The sequence below is a fragment of the Pseudomonas sp. SIMBA_068 genome, from assembly GCF_046534705.1.
In the GTDB taxonomy this organism is placed as follows: domain Bacteria; phylum Pseudomonadota; class Gammaproteobacteria; order Pseudomonadales; family Pseudomonadaceae; genus Aquipseudomonas; species Aquipseudomonas putida.
On record NZ_JAWRYI010000006.1, the window covers coordinates 342240 to 360018 of the forward strand.

Annotated in this window: 18 protein-coding genes and 1 rRNA gene; 9 read left to right on the forward strand and 10 right to left on the reverse strand. The window is 61.8% G+C overall.

Annotated elements, in window-relative coordinates:
* Positions 1-38: 38 nt before the first annotated feature.
* Positions 39-1928 carry an esterase EstP gene (gene estP / locus SB756_RS16795; protein ID WP_410911175.1) on the reverse strand — a complete coding sequence of 630 codons (1890 nt, stop codon included), beginning with the start codon at positions 1926-1928 and terminating at the stop codon, positions 39-41.
* Positions 1929-2295: 367 nt separating this feature from the next.
* On the opposite strand from estP, the gene SB756_RS16800 reads away from it, so the two are divergent.
* The 4 genes from SB756_RS16800 (at position 2296) to SB756_RS16815 (ending at position 5561) form a co-directional block, all read left to right on the forward strand.
* Positions 2296-2889, forward strand: a complete 594-nt coding sequence (locus tag SB756_RS16800; protein WP_016497723.1) for an aminodeoxychorismate/anthranilate synthase component II — start codon at positions 2296-2298, stop codon at positions 2887-2889.
* A 9-nt stretch (positions 2890-2898) separates the two neighbouring features.
* On the forward strand, positions 2899-3948 hold the full coding sequence (gene trpD, locus SB756_RS16805; RefSeq protein ID WP_341797408.1) for an anthranilate phosphoribosyltransferase: 1050 nt from the start codon (positions 2899-2901) through the stop codon (positions 3946-3948).
* Positions 3945-4778, forward strand: a complete 834-nt coding sequence (gene trpC / locus SB756_RS16810) for an indole-3-glycerol phosphate synthase TrpC (protein WP_016497725.1) — start codon at positions 3945-3947, stop codon at positions 4776-4778. The genes trpD and trpC overlap by 4 nt, the downstream gene beginning before the upstream one ends.
* 78 nt (positions 4779-4856) lie before the next feature.
* Positions 4857-5561 carry a biotin/lipoate A/B protein ligase family protein gene (locus tag SB756_RS16815; RefSeq protein ID WP_341797409.1) on the forward strand — a complete coding sequence of 235 codons (705 nt, stop codon included), beginning with the start codon at positions 4857-4859 and terminating at the stop codon, positions 5559-5561.
* Between the two features lie 9 nt (positions 5562-5570).
* Here SB756_RS16815 and crp read toward each other — a convergent pair whose 3' ends face one another.
* On the reverse strand, positions 5571-6215 hold the full coding sequence (gene crp, locus SB756_RS16820) for a cAMP-activated global transcriptional regulator CRP (protein ID WP_016497727.1): 645 nt from the start codon (positions 6213-6215) through the stop codon (positions 5571-5573).
* A 189-nt stretch (positions 6216-6404) separates the two neighbouring features.
* Between crp and SB756_RS16825 the strand changes: the two genes are divergently transcribed.
* Positions 6405-6827: an OsmC family protein gene (locus SB756_RS16825; RefSeq protein ID WP_004376171.1), complete on the forward strand. Its 423-nt coding sequence runs from the start codon at positions 6405-6407 to the stop codon at positions 6825-6827.
* A gap of 44 nt (positions 6828-6871) precedes the next feature.
* Here the strand turns inward: SB756_RS16825 and SB756_RS16830 are convergent, their stop codons facing one another.
* From SB756_RS16830 to hemJ, 6 genes are all read right to left on the reverse strand, one after another.
* Positions 6872-7912 (reverse strand): DUF2157 domain-containing protein, encoded by a 1041-nt coding sequence (locus SB756_RS16830; RefSeq protein WP_341797410.1) that lies wholly within the window; start codon positions 7910-7912, stop codon positions 6872-6874.
* A gap of 10 nt (positions 7913-7922) precedes the next feature.
* Entirely contained in the window at positions 7923-8570 is a 648-nt protein-coding gene (coq7, locus tag SB756_RS16835) for a 2-polyprenyl-3-methyl-6-methoxy-1,4-benzoquinone monooxygenase (protein WP_341797411.1), read from the reverse strand.
* 65 nt (positions 8571-8635) lie between these two features.
* On the reverse strand, positions 8636-8974 hold the full coding sequence (locus SB756_RS16840; protein ID WP_341797412.1) for a histidine triad nucleotide-binding protein: 339 nt from the start codon (positions 8972-8974) through the stop codon (positions 8636-8638).
* Between the two features lie 64 nt (positions 8975-9038).
* Positions 9039-9821, reverse strand: coding sequence for an SDR family NAD(P)-dependent oxidoreductase (locus SB756_RS16845; protein WP_341797413.1), 783 nt, complete (start codon positions 9819-9821; stop codon positions 9039-9041).
* A 67-nt stretch (positions 9822-9888) separates the two neighbouring features.
* Entirely contained in the window at positions 9889-10845 is a 957-nt protein-coding gene (locus SB756_RS16850; RefSeq protein WP_410911176.1) for an NAD(P)H-dependent flavin oxidoreductase, read from the reverse strand.
* Between the two features lie 28 nt (positions 10846-10873).
* A complete protein-coding gene (gene hemJ / locus SB756_RS16855) occupies positions 10874-11299 on the reverse strand; it encodes a protoporphyrinogen oxidase HemJ (RefSeq protein ID WP_341797415.1) in 426 nt (141 codons plus the stop codon).
* A gap of 142 nt (positions 11300-11441) precedes the next feature.
* Between hemJ and argC the strand changes: the two genes are divergently transcribed.
* Both argC and erpA read left to right on the forward strand, forming a co-directional pair.
* Positions 11442-12476 carry an N-acetyl-gamma-glutamyl-phosphate reductase gene (gene argC, locus SB756_RS16860; protein ID WP_410911177.1) on the forward strand — a complete coding sequence of 345 codons (1035 nt, stop codon included), beginning with the start codon at positions 11442-11444 and terminating at the stop codon, positions 12474-12476.
* Positions 12477-12622: 146 nt separating this feature from the next.
* Positions 12623-12973, forward strand: a complete 351-nt coding sequence (erpA, locus tag SB756_RS16865; RefSeq protein ID WP_016497734.1) for an iron-sulfur cluster insertion protein ErpA — start codon at positions 12623-12625, stop codon at positions 12971-12973.
* A gap of 59 nt (positions 12974-13032) precedes the next feature.
* On the opposite strand, the gene SB756_RS16870 is transcribed toward erpA, so the two are convergent.
* Together SB756_RS16870 and SB756_RS16875 are read right to left on the reverse strand one after the other, a co-directional pair.
* Entirely contained in the window at positions 13033-14124 is a 1092-nt protein-coding gene (locus SB756_RS16870; protein WP_341797417.1) for an anhydro-N-acetylmuramic acid kinase, read from the reverse strand.
* Between the two features lie 4 nt (positions 14125-14128).
* Positions 14129-15550, reverse strand: coding sequence for a peptidoglycan DD-metalloendopeptidase family protein (locus SB756_RS16875; RefSeq protein WP_410911178.1), 1422 nt, complete (start codon positions 15548-15550; stop codon positions 14129-14131).
* 213 nt (positions 15551-15763) lie between these two features.
* On the opposite strand from SB756_RS16875, the gene tyrS reads away from it, so the two are divergent.
* Both tyrS and SB756_RS16885 read left to right on the forward strand, forming a co-directional pair.
* On the forward strand, positions 15764-16963 hold the full coding sequence (gene tyrS / locus SB756_RS16880) for a tyrosine--tRNA ligase (protein WP_410911179.1): 1200 nt from the start codon (positions 15764-15766) through the stop codon (positions 16961-16963).
* Between the two features lie 663 nt (positions 16964-17626).
* A 16S ribosomal RNA gene (locus SB756_RS16885) occupies positions 17627-17779 on the forward strand; the annotation flags it as partial.

A 17779-nucleotide genomic window follows, 5' to 3' on the forward strand; every position in this document is an offset into this window, starting at 1 on the left:
CCTTGTGCCGCGAAGGGCCGCTAAGCGGCCCCACCAATTCAAAAGTCCACGCTCACCCCCAGGCTAACCCCCTGCTGCGTCAACTCATCGCTCTTGCGCCAGTTGTAGTTCCCACGCAAATGCACCCCTGCCACCACTTCATGGCTCACCCCCAGGCTCGCCCGGGTCAGGTCGCTGTGCGGCGTATAACCGGTCAGGGTGAAGTCATTGGCCGGCAAGCTGGTCAGGTGCATCGTTACATCCTGCTGGTCATCCTCGAATTCATGCTCCTGTGCCACCTCGGCGAACAGCCGGGTACCTGGCAGCACCTGCACGCTGCCCAGCAACCCCAGGCCCAAGCGGCGTGACGTGCGTTCCTGGTCATCGAAGCCCAGTGCCGTCGAGCGCCCGCTCTTCTCGTTGTACCCATCCACTTTCACACGTGCATAGTCGGCACTGATGAATGGCGCCAGCTGCCAATTGCTGCTGTCTGCCGCCAGGTTGTAGCCCAGCCGCCCGGACATCGCCCAGGCCTCGCCGTCGGTGTCGCCCTTTTCGCTGCGCTCGTTCACGCCAAGGGCAAAGGTGCGCTTGAGGTCGCTGTAGTCGACGTGCCCGGCGGTCAATGCAGCATCGGCCCACCAGCGGTCCTGGCTGTACTGGGCGAAGGCGCTGGCCAGGTAGCTGTTCAGTTTGTAGTCCGAATCATTGGCGCCGGCCTCCAGCTTTTGCCGATACGCGCCGCCGGCCAGGCCCAAACGCCAGGCATCGTTCAGGCGATAGCTGCCGCCCACGGTCAGGTTATAGCCGCGGCCATCGCCGCTGGCCGCGCTGCGCTGGCTGTCGAAGTCCAAGTCCTGGGCACCGGTGGCGACGAAGGCCTGCCATTGGCCAACGGCCTGCCAGGGCGTCTGCCATTGGTTGCGCAGTTCGTCCTGGTGGGCGCGCAGGCTGGCGTGGGCCATTTCCGGTAGTAGCGTCAGTTCCCACGGGGCGGAGATGATCGAATAGGCGTAGTCGGCAATCAGTTGCTGGCCAGCAATGGTCGGGTGGACCGAGTCGTTGAACAGCAGTTTTGTCGGGTCTGGGTTTGTGCCATTGATGCCGTACACCGGGTTTTCCACGCAGCTGGCGCCGCTGTAGCAGGTACCGACCAGGTTCTGGTCGCTGGCCAGGCCGAACTGGTTGGGGCTGGCCAGTGCCTCGCCCAGCAGCACCGGGATGTTCAGCGGGATGATCTCGGCATCGATCTGACCGAGTTGGCTGATCAGTGACTGGTTGAACGCGCCAGACAGCAGGGACAGCGGGTTTTGCTGCGGCGTGCCGCTGAAGTTGGGCGTTTGGCCGAGGTCGGGCAGCAGCCAGACCATGATGTAGCGGGCGCCACCTTGTTGCAGGGCCTGGGCGCTGGCCGCCAGGCGGGCACCGGCGGCCACGGCGTCGGCTGGGCTGTTCACCAGGCCTTGCAGGAAGTCGTTGCCGCCGCCCGTCAGGTAGTAAAGCGCATTGGGGTCGGCACGCAGGCCGTTGGCCAGGTAGCCCGCCTTTTCACGCAGCACCCGGCCGGCGCCGGGGTTTCCTGGCGGGATGACGGTCTCGGAAGTTGTCGTGATCGAATCCAGGATCTGCTGGGTTGTATAGCCACCGACAGCCCAGTTGTTGCCATCGGGCTGGATGCCCACCGACGTGGAGGGGTTCAGCTCATCCGGGTTTATACCCAGCCTTCCACCCAGGATCATGGGCGACACAGGTGCAAAGTTGCCATCGGCATCGCGGTTTGTGAACCGTGCGCCGGGTGTGCCGCCGGTCAGGTCGGGGAACTGCCCCGCATCGGCGAGGCTGTCGCCAAACACGATCAGCGTGGAATAGGGCGAGGGTGCAGCGAACGCCTGGCTGCAGGCCAGGGCCAGTGAGGCAAGGGTAAAGCGCAATAACGGGGCTTTTCGCATCTGGGAACATCCTTTTCTTTGTTTTTATCTGGACAACCTGATCGACCTTAGCAAATCGCAGTGCATCCCTCCCAAGTCCATTCGTTTCCCCGTGTTTACAGGCATATTGCGCCCGCCGCCCCGGTAAGCTACTGTGCCGGGACGTATGAGCGAGACCTATCCTGTGTTGATCGTCAGTAAACTCTTGATGCGCGTAATCAAGGCCCACGCCCGTTGGCGTTGGCGCGCCTGACTTTATCCCCTGCCGGCCCGCCCGGCCCGCCCCCGTTTGCCTTCTTCTTTACTGCCCTTTGTGGCGAAGCCGTGCCTGTAGCGGCTGCAAGAAGGTTCGAATTCTCAAGTCAGTAAATTCAAGAGGTTCAACACCATGTTACTGATGATCGACAATTACGACTCATTCACTTACAACGTCGTTCAGTACCTTGGCGAGCTGGGTGCCGAGGTCAAGGTCATTCGCAATGACGAAATGACCATCGCTCAGATCGAAGCCCTCAACCCCGAGCGCATCGTCGTGTCCCCGGGCCCGTGCACGCCAAGCGAGGCTGGCGTGTCCATCGAGGCCATCCTGCATTTTGCTGGCAAGCTGCCGATTCTGGGTGTGTGCCTGGGCCATCAGTCCATCGGCCAGGCCTTCGGCGGTGACGTGGTGCGTGCCCGCCAGGTGATGCACGGCAAGACCAGCCCGGTACACCACCGTGACCTGGGCGTGTTCGCCGGCCTCAACAACCCGCTGACCGTGACCCGCTACCATTCGCTGGTGGTCAAGCGCGAAACCTTGCCCGATTGCCTGGAGGTCACTGCCTGGACCGCTCATGCAGACGGTTCGGTAGACGAGATCATGGGCCTGCGCCACAAAACGCTGAATATCGAAGGGGTGCAGTTCCACCCCGAGTCGATCCTGACCGAGCAGGGCCACGAGCTGTTCGCCAACTTCCTCAAGCAGACCGGCGGCCACCGCTAAGGATCGAACATGGATATCAAGAGCGCGTTGAGCCGTATTGTCGGCCAGCTGGACCTTTCTACCGAAGAAATGCGCGACGTCATGCGTCAGATAATGACCGGCCAGTGCAGCGAGGCGCAGATCGGCGCCTTCCTGATGGGCATGCGCATGAAGAGTGAAAGCATCGACGAAATCGTCGGCGCGGTGTCGGTGATGCGTGAGCTAGCCGACAAGGTTGAACTGAAAAGCCTGGATGGCGTCGTTGATATCGTCGGCACCGGCGGTGACGGGGCCAATATTTTCAACGTGTCCACCGCGTCTTCGTTCGTCCTGGCGGCGGCGGGCTGCACCGTGGCCAAGCACGGCAACCGCGCAGTGTCGGGCAAGAGCGGCAGTGCCGACCTGTTGGAAGCTGCCGGCATCTATCTGAACCTGACGCCAGTTCAGGTGGCCCGCTGCATTGACAGCCTGGGCATCGGCTTCATGTTCGCGCAAAGCCATCACTCGGCCATGAAATATGCTGCCGGCCCGCGCCGCGATCTGGGGTTGCGTACCCTGTTCAACATGCTCGGCCCGCTTACGAATCCGGCCGGAGTAAAGCATCAGGTGGTCGGCGTGTTTGCCCAGGCCCTGTGCCGCCCGTTGGCTGAGGTACTGCAACGCCTGGGTAGCAAGCATGTGCTGGTGGTGCACTCGAAGGATGGCCTGGATGAGTTCAGCCTGGCTGCCCCCACCTTCGTTGCCGAACTGAAAAACGACGCAATTACTGAATACTGGGTCGAGCCGGAAGACCTCGGCATGAAGAGCCAGAGCTTGCATGGCCTTGCCGTCGAGAACCCGCAGGCGTCGCTGGAGTTGATCCGCGATGCGCTGGGCCGGCGTAAGACCGAAAACGGCCAGAAGGCCGCCGAGATGATCGTGCTTAATGCTGGCGCGGCACTGTATGCAGCCGACCATGCAATGACCCTGGCTCAAGGTGTGGAATTGGCCCACGACGTACTGCACACCGGCCTGGCCTGGGAAAAGCTGCAGGAACTGGGTGCCTTTACTGCAGTATTCAAGGTGGAGAACGAAGCATGAGTGTGCCGACGGTGCTGGAAAGGATCATTGCCCGCAAGTTCCAGGAAGTGGCCGAGCGCAGCGCCCGCGTCAGCCTCGCCGAGCTGGAAGGCCTGGCCAAGGTTGCCGATGCCCCGCGTGGCTTCGCCAATGCGCTGATCGAGCAGGCCAAGCGCAAGCAGCCAGCGGTGATCGCCGAGATCAAGAAGGCTTCGCCGAGCAAGGGCGTGATCCGCGAGCACTTCGTGCCGGCGGAAATCGCTGTCAGCTACGAGAAGGGCGGCGCTACCTGCCTCTCGGTGCTGACCGATGTCGATTACTTCCAGGGTGCCGATGAGTACCTGCAGCAGGCACGTGCTGCCGTTTCGCTGCCGGTGATCCGCAAGGACTTCATGGTCGACCCTTACCAGATCGTCGAAGCCCGGGCCTTGGGCGCGGACTGCGTGCTGCTGATCGTCTCGGCGCTGGACGACGTGAAGATGGCCGAACTGGCCGCGACCGCAAAAGACGTCGGCCTCGACGTGCTGGTGGAAGTGCACGATGGCGATGAGCTGGAGCGCGCGTTGAAAACCCTGGATACGCCGCTGGTGGGGGTGAACAACCGCAACCTGCACACCTTCGAGGTCAGCCTGGAAACCACCCTTGACCTGCTGCCGCGCATTCCGCGTGATCGCCTGGCGATTACCGAGAGCGGTATTCTCAACCGGGCCGATGTCGAACTGATGGCAATCAACGAGGTTTACTCGTTCCTGGTGGGCGAGGCGTTCATGCGCGCTGAGCAGCCTGGGCTGGAGTTGCAGCGGTTGTTCTTCCCCGAACAAGTGAAGAAGACTGTTCAGCACCTGGACTGATCAAATGAAGCCGGCGTTTTTGCCGGCTTTTTTGTATGCCTGCCAGGGCCTCTTAAAAACAACATCAAAGGTGGATCAATGACCGATCAACCCCTGGCCCTGACCGTCGAGCAAGGCCTGCACGCCGAACAGGACCTGCTGGCCGCGGTGTGCCGCGGCGAACGCGAAAGTGGCGTGCTGTTCTGGCGCCCTACCGACCATGCCCTGGTCATGCCCCGGCGAATGAGCCGCCTGGACAACTTCGAAGCCGCCTGTTCGGAGCTGGCGATTGCCGGCTGGCCGGTGCTGCTGCGCGAGACTGGCGGTGAGCCGGTTCCCCAATCCCATTCCACCGTCAACGTCGCACTGGTCTACGTTGCCCCGCGCAGCGAAGGCGATCACGGCCGCATCGAAAGCGCCTACGAGCGCCTGTGCCTGCCGCTGTGCGATGTACTGCGCGAGTGGGGCGGGGTGGCGTCGGTGGGTGAAATCGACGGGGCGTTCTGCGATGGCCGTTACAACGTCAACCTCAATGGCCGCAAGCTGGTGGGCACCGCCCAGCGCTGGCGTCAGGGCCTGGGTGGCAAGCGCCCGGTAGTGCTGGTGCACGGTGCGTTGCTGCTGGACAACGAGCGTGAGTCGATGGTGGCGGCGGTCAACCGCTTCAACGAGTGCTGTGATCTGGAGCAACGCTGCCGCGCCGATGCACACATCGCCTTGCATGAAGTGGCGCCTGCGGCGCCCTGGTTCGAGCGCTTGTCGCAGGCCTACGCCAAGGTGCTTGCAGACCTGCCCAAGGACTAGGCGTTGTCCCTAGCGGGTACCGTAGACCACCATGGTCTTGCCCTTTACCTGCACCAGGCTGCGCTCTTCAAGGTCCTTGAGGACGCGGCCGACCATTTCCCGGGAGCAACCGACGATTCGCCCGATTTCCTGGCGGGTGATCTTGATCTGCATGCCGTCGGGGTGGGTCATGGCATCGGGTTGCTTGCACAGTTCCAGCAGGCAACGGGCAACGCGCCCGGTGACGTCGAAAAATGCCAGGTCGCCGACCTTGCGTGTTGTGTTGCGCAGGCGCTGGGCCATCTGGCTGCCCAGGGCATAGAGGATTTCCGGGTCCTGGCGGGCCAGTTCGCGGAACTTCTCGTAGCTGATCTCGGCCACTTCGCACTCAGTCTTGGCTCGCACCCAGGCACTGCGCTGCTGTTCGCCGTCAACCGGCTCGAACAACCCCAGCTCGCCAAAGAAATCGCCATTGTTGAGATAGGCAATGATCATTTCACGGCCGTCGTCGTCTTCGATGAGGATGGTCACCGAACCCTTGATGATGAATGACAGTGTCTCGGCCCGGTCGCCGGCGCAGATGATGTTGCTCTTGGCGGTATAACGGCGGCGCTGGCAGTGTACCAGCAGCTTGTCGATGTTCTTGATCTTGGCGGGTAGGGCGGAGGCAACCATCACGAAATCCTGTTCGATACGACCCGTAGGCTTTTTATAAGGCTGTCTGGCGCAAGCGCCATTCATTTGGCGCCAGCTTATCAGACGTCACCGGATGTTTCGGTACTAAACCGACACGTCTCGTGCTTTTCCCACAGCCGCACAAGGTCTAAGCTGACACCCTTTTCCGAATATCAGGAGTCCGGGTAGATGAAGGCACGTATCCAGTGGGCCGGTGAGGCCATGTTCCTTGGCGAATCGGGGAGTGGTCATGTCGTCGTGATGGACGGCCCGCCCGAGGCCGGCGGCCGCAACCTGGGTGTGCGCCCTATGGAAATGTTGCTGTTGGGCCTCGGTGGCTGCAGTAGCTTTGACGTGGTGAGCATTCTGAAGAAATCGCGGCAGGCGGTGGAAAGCTGCGAGGCGTTTCTGGAAGCCGAGCGCGCCAGCGAAGACCCGAAGGTGTTCACCAAGATTCACATGAACTTCGTGGTGAAAGGGCGTGGGCTGAAAGAAGCACAGGTCAAGCGGGCGGTGGAGCTGTCGGCAGAGAAGTACTGCTCGGCTTCGATCATGCTCGAGCGCGCCGGGGTTGAGATTACCCACGGGTATGAAATCGTAGAGCTCGGTTAACGCAACGTTTTTTGGGGCTGCTTCGCAGCCCATCGCCGGCAATATCAGCTCCGAAGCGCAGGCAGTGCAGCTTGCACCCACCCTGGCAGCCATCCCCGCATTACTTGGCTCAACCGCTCCCGCCGCTTCTGGTAAACCAGCCCCAGCCAGATAACCCCCAGCCCGATCAAGGTCACCACCACCGGGAACAGCAGCGACTCGGCGAACACCTCGTATGACAGGTACCCCAGGTAAGCCGCCACCCCCAGCGCACCAAACACCATGAACACCGGCCGGCGCAGCAGCACCGCCATGCCCATCAGCACGATGTTGATCAGGCAGTACAGGGCCTTGCCCAACTCACTGCCACTGTCCACCAGCGTCAGCCCGCCCCAGAATGCCGCCAGCCCGGCCAGGTAGCCCCAGCGGGCATAGTCCTCTTGCGTGCGGCCGTCTATCACAAGGAACACCACCAGCAAAGCCAACCCGAACCACAGCGAAACCTCGCGGCGCTGCTCCCAGCTGAACGGCGAGCCGAAGAACCATTCGCTCAGATCCATCGACATGAACCACAAGGCCACGGCTATCGGCATCACGACGAACGGGTAGGGGATCAGCCGCAGCATCAGCAGCCCGGCGAGCACCGTGGCCGCTTCCATCGCCAGCCAGCCGCCCTGCACGTAGGTGTAGTACTGGTGATAGTTGGCTTGCGCGTCGTCCAGTGGCCACCAGCCCACCAGGCGTTCGATGGCGAACACTGCCAGTGGCACTATGCTGACCGCGACGGCCGCCAGCACCCCGGCAGCAACAGGCTGGGCGCGGCGTTGCAGATGCAGGGCGAACAAGGTGATCACCAGGATATAGAGGCTGGCGATGACCAGCAGAGCGCCGTCGCCAATGCTCATCCAGGCTTCGGTGAGCAACCAGCCCATGGCCGCCATGATCAGCATGGCGCCGAAGTAGAAGGCGACATGGGCCAGCTGGAAGCTGCCCCGTTGGGCCGGTTGCTGGCGCAGGAATACCAACAGGGCCTGGTCCTGGCCCGGCTGGAGAATGCCGGCTTGCACGGCGCGCGCCAGGTCCTTGGCGTCGAATCGATCCGTCATGGCGATGCCTTCAGATGCGGTAGGTGCTCTTGGTCATGACCTTGGCCAGCAAGCTCATGCCAAAGCGGACCGGTGCCGGGAAGCGATAACCACCGGCTTCCAGTGCTGACTCGGCATGCTGCTCTTCATCGATGCGCATCTGCTCGAGAATGGCCCGGGACTTTTCGTCTTCGTGCGGGATCTGCTCCAGGTGCTCGTCGAGGTGCTTGCACACCTGGTGTTCGGTGGCGGCGACGAAGCCCAGGCTGACCTTGTCGCTGACCAGGCCGGCGAGTGCGCCGATGCCGAACGACATGCCATAGAACAGGGGGTTGAGCACGCTTGGGTGGCTGTTCAGCTGGCGAATGCGCTGTTCGCACCAGGCCAGGTGGTCCACTTCTTCCTCGGCAGCATGCTCCATGGCCTTGCGTACCTGGGGCAGTTTGGCGGTCAGCGCCTGGCCTTGGTACAACGCCTGGGCACACACTTCGCCGGTGTGGTTGATACGCATCAGCCCGGCGATGTGGCGGCTCTGCTGCTCGTCCAGGTCGACGTCCGGCTGGACAATGGCCGGCGATGGCCGGGCGGGTTGGCCGCTGAAGGGCAGCAAGGTGCGCATGGCGGTATCGGCCTGCAGCAACAAGCGGTCGAGCGGCGAGTAGTGACGTTCGGTAGCCATCGGGCACCTCCGCAAGAATGTGCCCGACAGTTTACCGCAATAGCGGCGGGGTCGCTTGCCGTGGATCAGCCCGGTGGCCAGTGCATCTGGCGCTGGCCAAGCACGTGCATATGGATGTGGTAGACGGTCTGGCCACCTTGCTCGTTGCAGTTCATGACCACGCGGAAGCCATCATCGCAGCCAAGTTCTTTGGCCAGGCGCTGGGCGGTGAACAGGATATGACCGGCAAGGCCCTTATCGTCCTCGGTCAGGTCATTGAGGGTACGGATGTGTTTTTTCGGGATGACCAGAAAATGCACCGGCGCCTGGGGCGCGATATCGTGGAACGCCAGAACCTGGTCGTCCTCGTAGATGATCTTGGCCGGGATCTCCCGGTTGATGATCTTGATGAATAAATCGTCCACAGCACTTGCTCCATGGTGAGGGTCCCGGCCGAGTGTACTGAGCCAGGCGCCACTCGCCCAGTGGCTATTCCATTCCGACCGGGCAGTAGCGGCGGTGGATGAAGCCTGCAAGCTTGCGCGTCAGCCAGCGGGGCAACAGGCGCGGAGCGAATGCCAGCCACTGGTTACGCCGCACCGGCATGATCAGTGCACGGTTCTTGGCCAGCGCGCGTACGGTATACAGCGCCACTTCCTCAGGGCTCAGGCAGCGGCTGTTGCCGTCTAGTCTGCGAATGGGCCGGCGCGAAGCGCGCACCGGGCCTGGGCACAGGACCGAAACCTTGATGCCGGTGGGCTTGAGCTCTTCGCGCAAGGCTTCGCTGAAGTTCAGCACGTAAGCTTTGCTGGCAGCATAGGTGGCCATCGAGGGGCCGGGTGCGAAGGCGGCCAGGCCTGCGACATTGAGGATCTGCCCGCCACCCTGTACGGCCATCAGGTTGCCGATGGCGTGGCACAGGCGGCTCAGGGCCAGGACGTTGACCTCCAGCAGGTCCTGTTCGTCGGCCCACTCATGCGCCAGGAACGGCCCGTAGGTGCGCAAGCCGGCACAGTTGACCAGCAGGTCGATACGCCGTTCGCCTTCTTCCAGTTCGAGTACGAAGCCAGACAGGCGCAGCGGCTGGCTGAGGTCGCAGGCGCGGAACAGCACCTCGACACCAAAGCGCTGGGTCAGCTCGATGGCCACGGGTTCCAGCGTTTCACGCTGACGTGCCACCAGGATCAGGTTGCGCCCGCGCCGTGCCAGAGCTTCCGCCAGGGCCAGGCCCAGGCCGCTGGAAGCACCAGTGATCATGGCGTAACGGGTCATGCAAGGCTCCTGGGGGCGGAAGAGGGCGCCTAGTGTACAGCTTGGCCGGGCAAGGTGTTGCGTTTTGCTACAAGGTGCGGGCGCGCAGAATCTGGCAGCGCTCCAGGGCTTCCCGATACTCACGGTGGAGCCGTTCGATCAATGCACTCGCACTGGGCAGGTCATGGATTTCGCCGACGCCCTGGCCCGCCGACCATACGGTCTTCCAGGCTTTGGCTTCGTCGTCGATAGGTTTGAGCTTGCCTTGCTCGTGGCTGCCTTTGAGGGCGTTCATGTCGTAGCCAGCCTGTTCCAGGCTCGAACGCAGGAAGCTTGCAGGGATGCCGGACACTGCCGGGGTGTGAATGATGTCGGCGGCGTGGGCATCGAGCAGCATCTGCTTGTAGGCATCCTGAGCCTTGCTTTCTGTAGTAGCGATAAAGCGCGTGCCCATGTAGGCCAGGTCGGCGCCCAGCAATTGTGCGGCGAGGATTTCATGGCCATGGTTGAGACAGCCGGCCAGCAGCAGGGTCTTGTCGAAGAACTGGCGAATCTCTGCGGCCAGGGCGAACGGGCTCCAGGTGCCTGCATGGCCGCCTGCGCCGGCAGCGACGGCGATCAGCCCGTCGACACCCGCTTCGGCGGCTTTCTCGGCATGGCGGCGGGTGGTGACGTCGTGGAACACCAGGCCGCCGTAGCCATGCACGGCATCGACCACTTCCTTGACGGCCCCCAAGCTGGTGATGACGATCGGCACGCGATGTTCCACGCACAAGGCCAGGTCGGCCTGCAGGCGTGGGTTGGTCGGGTGCACGATCAGGTTGACTGCATAGGGGGCTGGCGCCTGCAATTGCGCCAGGCCTGCCTCGATCTCCTCCAGCCAGGCCTTGAAGCCGGCGCTGTCGCGCTGGTTAAGGGCCGGAAAACTGCCGACCACGCCGCTGGCGCAGCATGCCAGCACCAGTGTGGGGTTGGAGATCAGGAACATCGGCGCCGCAACCACAGGCAGGCGCAGGCGTTGTTCGAGCGAGGCAGGTAGCGACATGGCAAGGCTCCTTGAACGGGTGGCTATGTCAGAACGGTTTGACCACCACCAGAATTACGATGCCCAGCAGGAACAGCACGGGCACTTCGTTGAACCACCGGTAGTAGATGTGGCTGCGGGTGTTGTTGCCGCCGGCGAAGCGTTTGCGCTGGGCTCCGCACATGTGATGGTAGCCGGTCAGCAGGATGACCAAGGTCAGCTTGGCGTGTAGCCAGCCCTGGCTGAGCCAGCCGGGTGTGAGGTAAAGCATCCACGCGCCGAACACGTAGGTGGCGATCATTGCCGGGTTCATGATGCCGCGGTACAGCTTGCGTTCCATGGTGACGAAGCGATCCTTGCTGATGCTGTCCTCGCTCTGGGCGTGGTAGACGAACAGCCGCGGCAGGTAGAACAGGCCGGCGAACCAGCAGACCACGCTGACGATATGCAGCGCTTTGATCCATAGGTAAAGCATGGAGGGAGTTCCTTCAGGTATTCACGGTCGTCAGATAGTAGTGGTCAAGCGCCCGAAGGGTCACCCGAAGAGTTGTTACAGGCGCTTCGCGCCCCTATTATCGTGCGCTTTCCAGACGGCTCGTTGATAAGGGGCAAGCGTTATGATCAAGGTCGGTATCGTCGGCGGCACGGGTTACACCGGCGTCGAACTGTTGCGTCTGCTGGCACAGCATCCACAGGCCGAAGTGGCGGTCATCACTTCGCGCTCCGAGGCGGGCGTGGCGGTGGCGGACATGTACCCGAACCTGCGCGGCCACTATGACGGGCTGGCGTTCAGCGTGCCGGACAGCAAAGCCCTGGCCGCCTGCGATGTGGTGTTCTTCGCCACTCCGCACGGTGTTGCCCATGCCCTGGCTGGCGAACTGCTGGCGGCCGGTACCAAGGTGATCGACCTGTCGGCCGACTTCCGCCTGCAGGATGCTACCGAGTGGGGCAAGTGGTATGGCCAGCCGCACGGCGCGCCAGAACTGCTCAAGGACGCGGTATATGGCTTGCCTGAAGTCAACCGCGAGAAGATTCGCCATGCGCGCCTGATCGCCGTGCCGGGTTGCTACCCGACCGCCACCCAGCTGGGCTTCCTGCCGCTGCTGGACGCGGGCCTGGCCGACCCGTCGCGCCTGATTGCCGACTGCAAGTCGGGTGTCAGTGGCGCTGGTCGTGGTGCTGCAGTCGGTTCGCTGTTCTGCGAGGCCGGCGAAAGCATGAAGGCCTATGCGGTCAAGGGCCATCGTCACCTGCCGGAAATCAGCCAAGGCCTGCGCCTGGCCGCTGGCAAGGACATCGGCCTGACCTTCGTGCCGCACTTGACGCCAATGATCCGTGGCATCCACGCCACCCTGTACGCGAACGTTGTCGACACCTCGGTCGACTTGCAGGCGCTGTTCGAAAAGCGCTACGCCGACGAACCGTTCGTCGATGTGATGCCAGCGGGCAGCCACCCGGAGACCCGCAGTGTGCGCGGCGCCAACGTCTGCCGCATTGCCGTTCATCGCCCGCAGGGTGGTGACCTGGTGGTGGTGCTGTCGGTGATCGACAACCTGGTCAAGGGCGCGTCGGGCCAGGCGGTACAGAACCTGAACATCCTGTTTGGTCTGGATGAGCGCATGGGCCTGTCCCACGCGGGCTTGTTGCCGTAAGCAAGCCCCTATCGAAATGGCCCGCCTCGTGCGGGCCTTTTTGTTTGTCGCGACTAAAGCCGCACAATTGTTGACCGATTTTCTCGGGAAAGCGGATAATGCGCGTCATCGAGTTTTAAGGCGGCAACTGCGCCGGGAGAGTCAACATGAGCGTCGAAACCTTCACCCCTACCGGTCTGGAATTCACCCATGGGGCAGCCCAGAAAGTGAAGAACCTGGTCGATGAGGAAGGCAATGAGCGTCTGAAGCTGCGGGTGTTCGTGACCGGTGGTGGTTGCTCGGGCTTCCAGTACGGCTTCACTTTCGATGAGGATGTGGCCGAAGACGACACCATCGTCGAGCGCGAAGGCGTGGCGCTGGTGGTCGACCCGATGAGCTTCCAGTATCTGGCTGGTGCTGAGGTGGACTATCAGGAAGGCCTGGAGGGTTCGCGCTTTGTGATCAAGAACCCGAACGCTGCCACTACGTGCGGTTGCGGCTCCTCGTTCTCGATCTGAAGTCTGGCCTTACGAAAACGCCGCGCTATTGCGCGGCGTTTTGCTTTCTGGCGTAGCGGTTATGCCGGGTAGATTGCGCCCAGTACTCGCAGGCCTTTGGCCGCTGTCACGCTTGGGCGGTTGGCACAGATGCCTTCCAGGCAGCAGTGAGCCAGCCAGGCGAAGGCCATGGCCTCTACCCAGTCAGGGTCTACGCCATGGGCACCGGTGCTGGCGACACGGGCCTCGGGTAGCAGCTGGCCGAGGCGAGCCATCAGGGCGCCGTTACGCGCGCCACCACCACACACCAACAACGCCTTGGTGCCTTGCTGGGCATTGCTCAGCGAGTCGATGATGCTGCGAGCGGTAAGCTCCAGCAGCGTCGCCTGGACATCCTCGTCCTGGTAAGTGGGCAGGCCCGCCAGGTGACCATCCAGCCAAGGCAGGTTGAACACCTCGCGGCCTGTACTTTTCGGGCCGCTACCAGCGAAGAACGGGTCGGCCAGCAATACACCGAGCAAGCCCGCCTGCACCACGCCCGAGGCCGCCCAGGCACCATCGGCATCGTAGGCCTGGCCGCGCTTGCGCTCTATCCAGGCATCCAGCAGCACGTTACCCGGGCCGCAATCGAAGCCGCGGACCGGCTTGTCCTGCTCGATCAGGCTGAGGTTGCTGAAACCGCCTACGTTCAGGACTGCCAGGCGCTGGCCAAGGTGGCCGAACAGGGTTTCATGGAAGGCCGGTACCAAGGGCGCACCTTGGCCCCCAGCAGCCACATCGCGCCGGCGGAAGTCGGCAACCACGCTGATGCCGGTAAGCTCGGCGAGCAGCGCCGGGTTGCCGATCTGCACGGTAAAACCGCGTGCGGGTTCGTGGCGGATGGTCTGGCCGTGGCTGCCGATGGCGCGGATGGCATCGGCCTGCAGACCCTGACGGGCCAGCAGTTCACGGATACCTTCGGCTGCCAGGCTGGCCCAGCGGTTTTCTGCCAGCGCCGCGCGCGCGATCTCGTCAGCGCCGCTGCTGCACAGGGCAAGCAGGTCCTGACGCAGGTCGCTGGGCATGGGCAGGTAATGGGTGGCGAGCAGTTCAAGCTGCTCGCCTTGTTTGATCAAGGCGATGTCCAGGCCATCAAGGCTGGTGCCGGACATCACCCCCAGGTAGAGCGCCATGGGCTTAGCGCTTGTTCGCTGCGAGCAGGGTGGCTTTTTCCTGATCCATACGGGCGATCAGGGGTTGGCTCTGCTGCTGGAAGCGCTGGCGCTCGTTTTTGGCGATCGGGTCGGCCATCGGAACTTTCTGGCTGAGTGGATCGACGTGCACACCGTTGACCTGGAACTCGTAGTGCAGGTGCGGGCCGGTGGACAGGCCGGTGGTGCCGATGTAGCCGATGATCTGGCCCTGCTTCACTGAGCTGCCAGTCTTGATGCCCTTGGCAAAGCCTTGCATGTGACCGTACAGCGTCTTGTAGCGGTTGCCGTGCTGGATGATCACGGTGTTGCCGTAACCGCCACGGCGCCCGGCCAGTTCGATGCGGCCGTCACCGGCTGCCTTGATCGGCGTACCGCGCGGGGCGGCGTAGTCGACGCCTTTGTGGGCGCGGATCTTGTTCAGGATCGGGTGCTTGCGGCCGGCGGAAAAGCGCGAGCTGATGCGGGCGAAGTCTACCGGAGTACGGATGAAGGCCTTGCGCAGGCTGTTGCCGTCGGCGGTGTAGTAGGTGGTGTTGCCCTGCTTGTTGGTGTAACGCACGGCGGTGTAGGTCTTGCCGCGGTTGGTGAAGCGGGCGGACAGTATGTTGCCGGTGCCGACCACCTTGCCGTCCATCACCTTCTGCTCGTAGACCACGTCGAACTCGTCGCCTGGGCGAATATCCTGGGCGAAGTCGATGTCGTAACCCAGCACCCGGGCCATGTCCATGGTCATGCTGTGGGACAGGCCGGCGCGCTGGGCCGAGGCCGACAGCGAGCTCTTGATCACGCCGTGGGCGTAGGCGGTACGCACCACCGGTTTGCTGATTTCACGGTTGAAGGTGTAGCCCTTGGCGGACTTGGTCAGGCGAATGGTTTCGAGGGTGCTGACCTTGCTGTGCAGGCTGGCCAGTTGGCCATCCTTGTCGAGCTCGAACTGCAGCACCTGGCCGTGCTTGAGCTGGCTGAACTGCTTGGCCTGCTTGTTACTGGCCAGCAGGTCGTGCACCGCATTGCTCGGCAAGCCGACCTTGGCGAACAGGGTGGACAGAGTGTCGCCACGGGCCACGGTGACCTCGCGATGGCCAGGCTCCTTGGCGGCTTCGGCGACAGGCTCGGCGGCAGGGGTTGATTGCTCGGCCTTCTGGGTCTCGGGGGTAGCCTCTTCGATCTGCGCGAATGGCGAGCCTTGGTCGCCTTCGGCCTGCACCAGGGGCGCAGCACGGGATTCGTCTTTCAGCTGCTCGGCAGGGCTCTCCAGCTCGAGGTTGAGGGTGGTTTTCTTGGCTTCCACTTCGCTGGACGGAAATACCAGCAGAGCCAGACTGAGCAGGGCGGCAATGCCGCTGGCGGCCAACAGATGGCTTTTCGGATAAAGCGGGGGCGCTTTAGGCGGTTCGTTGGTCATGGGTAAGGTGACTTTGAAAAAAGTGAAATGGAAAAGATGAATGACATGATGAAGATGAAATAACTGTATAAAATATAACCAAATCCATTTTCACGCAAGGGCGCGTAGACGCCGCAAGCCGGTGCCCGGGTCACATTCCTTTGCGAAACTTGTATTTGACGGCCGATCTTGTATGGTTGGCTCCCCCTGAATCTGAGCCTTGCGGGTTTGTCTATGAAGTCGGTTGAAGAGCAGCTGGCGCTTATAAAGCGCGGCGCGGAAGAAGTACTGGTCGAGTCTGAACTGGTGGAGAAGCTCAAGCGCGGCCAGCCTCTGCGCATCAAGGCCGGCTTTGACCCGACTGCGCCTGACCTGCACCTGGGGCACACGGTGCTGATCAACAAGCTGCGTCAGTTCCAGGAGCTGGGCCATCAGGTCATCTTCCTGATCGGTGACTTCACCGGCATGATCGGTGACCCCAGCGGCAAGAGCGCCACGCGCCCACCGCTGACCCGTGAGCAAGTGCTGGACAACGCCGAGACCTATAAGCAGCAGGTGTTCAAGATTCTGGACCCGGTCAAGACCGAGGTCGCGTTCAACTCCACCTGGATGGACAAGCTGACCCCGGCCGACTTCATTCGCCTGGCGTCGCAGTACACCGTGGCGCGCATGCTTGAGCGCGACGACTTCGACAAGCGCTACACCACCAACCAGCCGATTGCCATTCACGAGTTCCTCTACCCGCTGGTGCAGGGTTATGACTCGGTGGCGCTGAAGGCGGATGTCGAGTTGGGTGGTACCGATCAGAAGTTCAACCTTCTGATGGGGCGCGAGTTGCAGCGCGCCTATGGCCAGGAAGCGCAGAACATCGTGACCATGCCGCTGCTCGAAGGCCTCGACGGTGTGAAGAAGATGTCCAAGTCGCTGGGCAACTATGTAGGCATCCAGGAAGCGCCGGGGGTGATGTACAGCAAGCTGGTCTCGATCCCGGATACCTTGATGTGGCGTTACTTCGAACTGCTGAGCTTCCGTTCGATGGAAGAGATCGAGCAGTTCCGTGCCGACGTCGCCAAGGGTGCCAACCCGCGCGACATCAAGATCAAGCTGGCCGAAGAGATCGTTGCGCGCTTCCATGGTGAAGAGGCTGCGGCCAGCGCTCACCGTGGTGCAGGTAACCGCATGAAAGAAGGCGAGTTGCCGGAAGACCTGCCAGAAGTCGAAGTGGCTGCAGCGGAAGACTTGCCGATTGCGGCCGTGTTGAACCGGGCTGGCCTGGTGAAGAACTCGGCTCAGGCGCGGGACCTGTTGAGTGGCGGTGCTGTTAAGGTCGACGGTGCGGTAGTTGATCGTGACTTCGTGTTTGCGCTGGGTGCGACCCATGTGTGCCAGGCGGGTAAGAAGTCGTTTGCGCGGGTTACCCTCAAGGCTGAGTGAGTGTTTGCAGGTGTAGCTATATAGAAGCGGGGAGGCCGGAAGGCCTCCCCGCTTTGTTTTTGGGGGTGTTCGCCTTAGGGTGTTCAGCGCTCGATCTCCTAGGCGCTGAATGTGTTGTGGCGGACACCTGGTGGCCTTTCTAGGGTATTTCCCGCTTATATTTCAGTTTCTTGAAATTAAAGGTTGACGCCCTTCCGAATCCCCTTATAATGCGCCCCACTTCCAGCGACATCGGAACGACAAACTCCTTGAGATTCAATGAGTTAGGTAGTTAAGATGCTGCTGAAAGGGCTACGATCGAAAGATCGCAAGCGGTTGAAATGGTGGTTGACAGCGCTTCTAAACGCTGTATGATTCACCTCCCGCTACGAGAGATCGCAGCGAGTTAAGTGTTTGAAGCTAAACGAGTTTCTCGCAAAAAACTTCAAAATAAACGCTTGACAGGCCCTGAGGAAAGCGTAGAATGCGCGCCTCGGTTGAGACGAAAGGCTCTTAACCAAACGCTCTTTAACAAATTGAATCAAGCAATTCGTGTGGGTGCTTGTGAGTACGGACTGATAGTCAACAAGATTATCAGCATCACAAGTGGCCATGCGAGAAATCACATAGTCATTTGAGATTGCTGAGCCAAGTTTAGGGTTTCTTAAAAACCCAAGCAGTATTGAACTGAAGAGTTTGATCATGGCTCAGATTGAACGCTGGCGGCAGGCCTAACACATGCAAGTCGAGCGGATGAGAAGAGCTTGCTCTTCGATTCAGCGGCGGACGGGTGAGTAATGCCTAGGAATCTGCCTGGTAGTGGGGGACAACGTTTCG

Excerpts from the sequence above, each read along its gene's own strand:
- estP (WP_410911175.1), bottom strand. The coding sequence starts at position 1,928 with ATGCGAAAAGCCCCGTTATTGCGCTTTACCCTTGCCTCACTGGCCCTG.
- SB756_RS16800 (WP_016497723.1), top strand. The coding sequence starts at position 2,296 with ATGTTACTGATGATCGACAATTACGACTCATTCACTTACAACGTCGTT.
- trpD (WP_341797408.1), top strand. The coding sequence starts at position 2,899 with ATGGATATCAAGAGCGCGTTGAGCCGTATTGTCGGCCAGCTGGACCTT.
- trpC (WP_016497725.1), top strand. The coding sequence starts at position 3,945 with ATGAGTGTGCCGACGGTGCTGGAAAGGATCATTGCCCGCAAGTTCCAG.
- SB756_RS16815 (WP_341797409.1), top strand. The coding sequence starts at position 4,857 with ATGACCGATCAACCCCTGGCCCTGACCGTCGAGCAAGGCCTGCACGCC.
- crp (WP_016497727.1), bottom strand. The coding sequence starts at position 6,215 with ATGGTTGCCTCCGCCCTACCCGCCAAGATCAAGAACATCGACAAGCTG.
- SB756_RS16825 (WP_004376171.1), top strand. The coding sequence starts at position 6,405 with ATGAAGGCACGTATCCAGTGGGCCGGTGAGGCCATGTTCCTTGGCGAA.
- SB756_RS16830 (WP_341797410.1), bottom strand. The coding sequence starts at position 7,912 with ATGACGGATCGATTCGACGCCAAGGACCTGGCGCGCGCCGTGCAAGCC.
- coq7 (WP_341797411.1), bottom strand. The coding sequence starts at position 8,570 with ATGGCTACCGAACGTCACTACTCGCCGCTCGACCGCTTGTTGCTGCAG.
- SB756_RS16845 (WP_341797413.1), bottom strand. The coding sequence starts at position 9,821 with ATGACCCGTTACGCCATGATCACTGGTGCTTCCAGCGGCCTGGGCCTG.
- SB756_RS16850 (WP_410911176.1), bottom strand. The coding sequence starts at position 10,845 with ATGTCGCTACCTGCCTCGCTCGAACAACGCCTGCGCCTGCCTGTGGTT.
- hemJ (WP_341797415.1), bottom strand. The coding sequence starts at position 11,299 with ATGCTTTACCTATGGATCAAAGCGCTGCATATCGTCAGCGTGGTCTGC.
- argC (WP_410911177.1), top strand. The coding sequence starts at position 11,442 with ATGATCAAGGTCGGTATCGTCGGCGGCACGGGTTACACCGGCGTCGAA.
- erpA (WP_016497734.1), top strand. The coding sequence starts at position 12,623 with ATGAGCGTCGAAACCTTCACCCCTACCGGTCTGGAATTCACCCATGGG.
- SB756_RS16870 (WP_341797417.1), bottom strand. The coding sequence starts at position 14,124 with ATGGCGCTCTACCTGGGGGTGATGTCCGGCACCAGCCTTGATGGCCTG.
- SB756_RS16875 (WP_410911178.1), bottom strand. The coding sequence starts at position 15,550 with ATGACCAACGAACCGCCTAAAGCGCCCCCGCTTTATCCGAAAAGCCAT.
- tyrS (WP_410911179.1), top strand. The coding sequence starts at position 15,764 with ATGAAGTCGGTTGAAGAGCAGCTGGCGCTTATAAAGCGCGGCGCGGAA.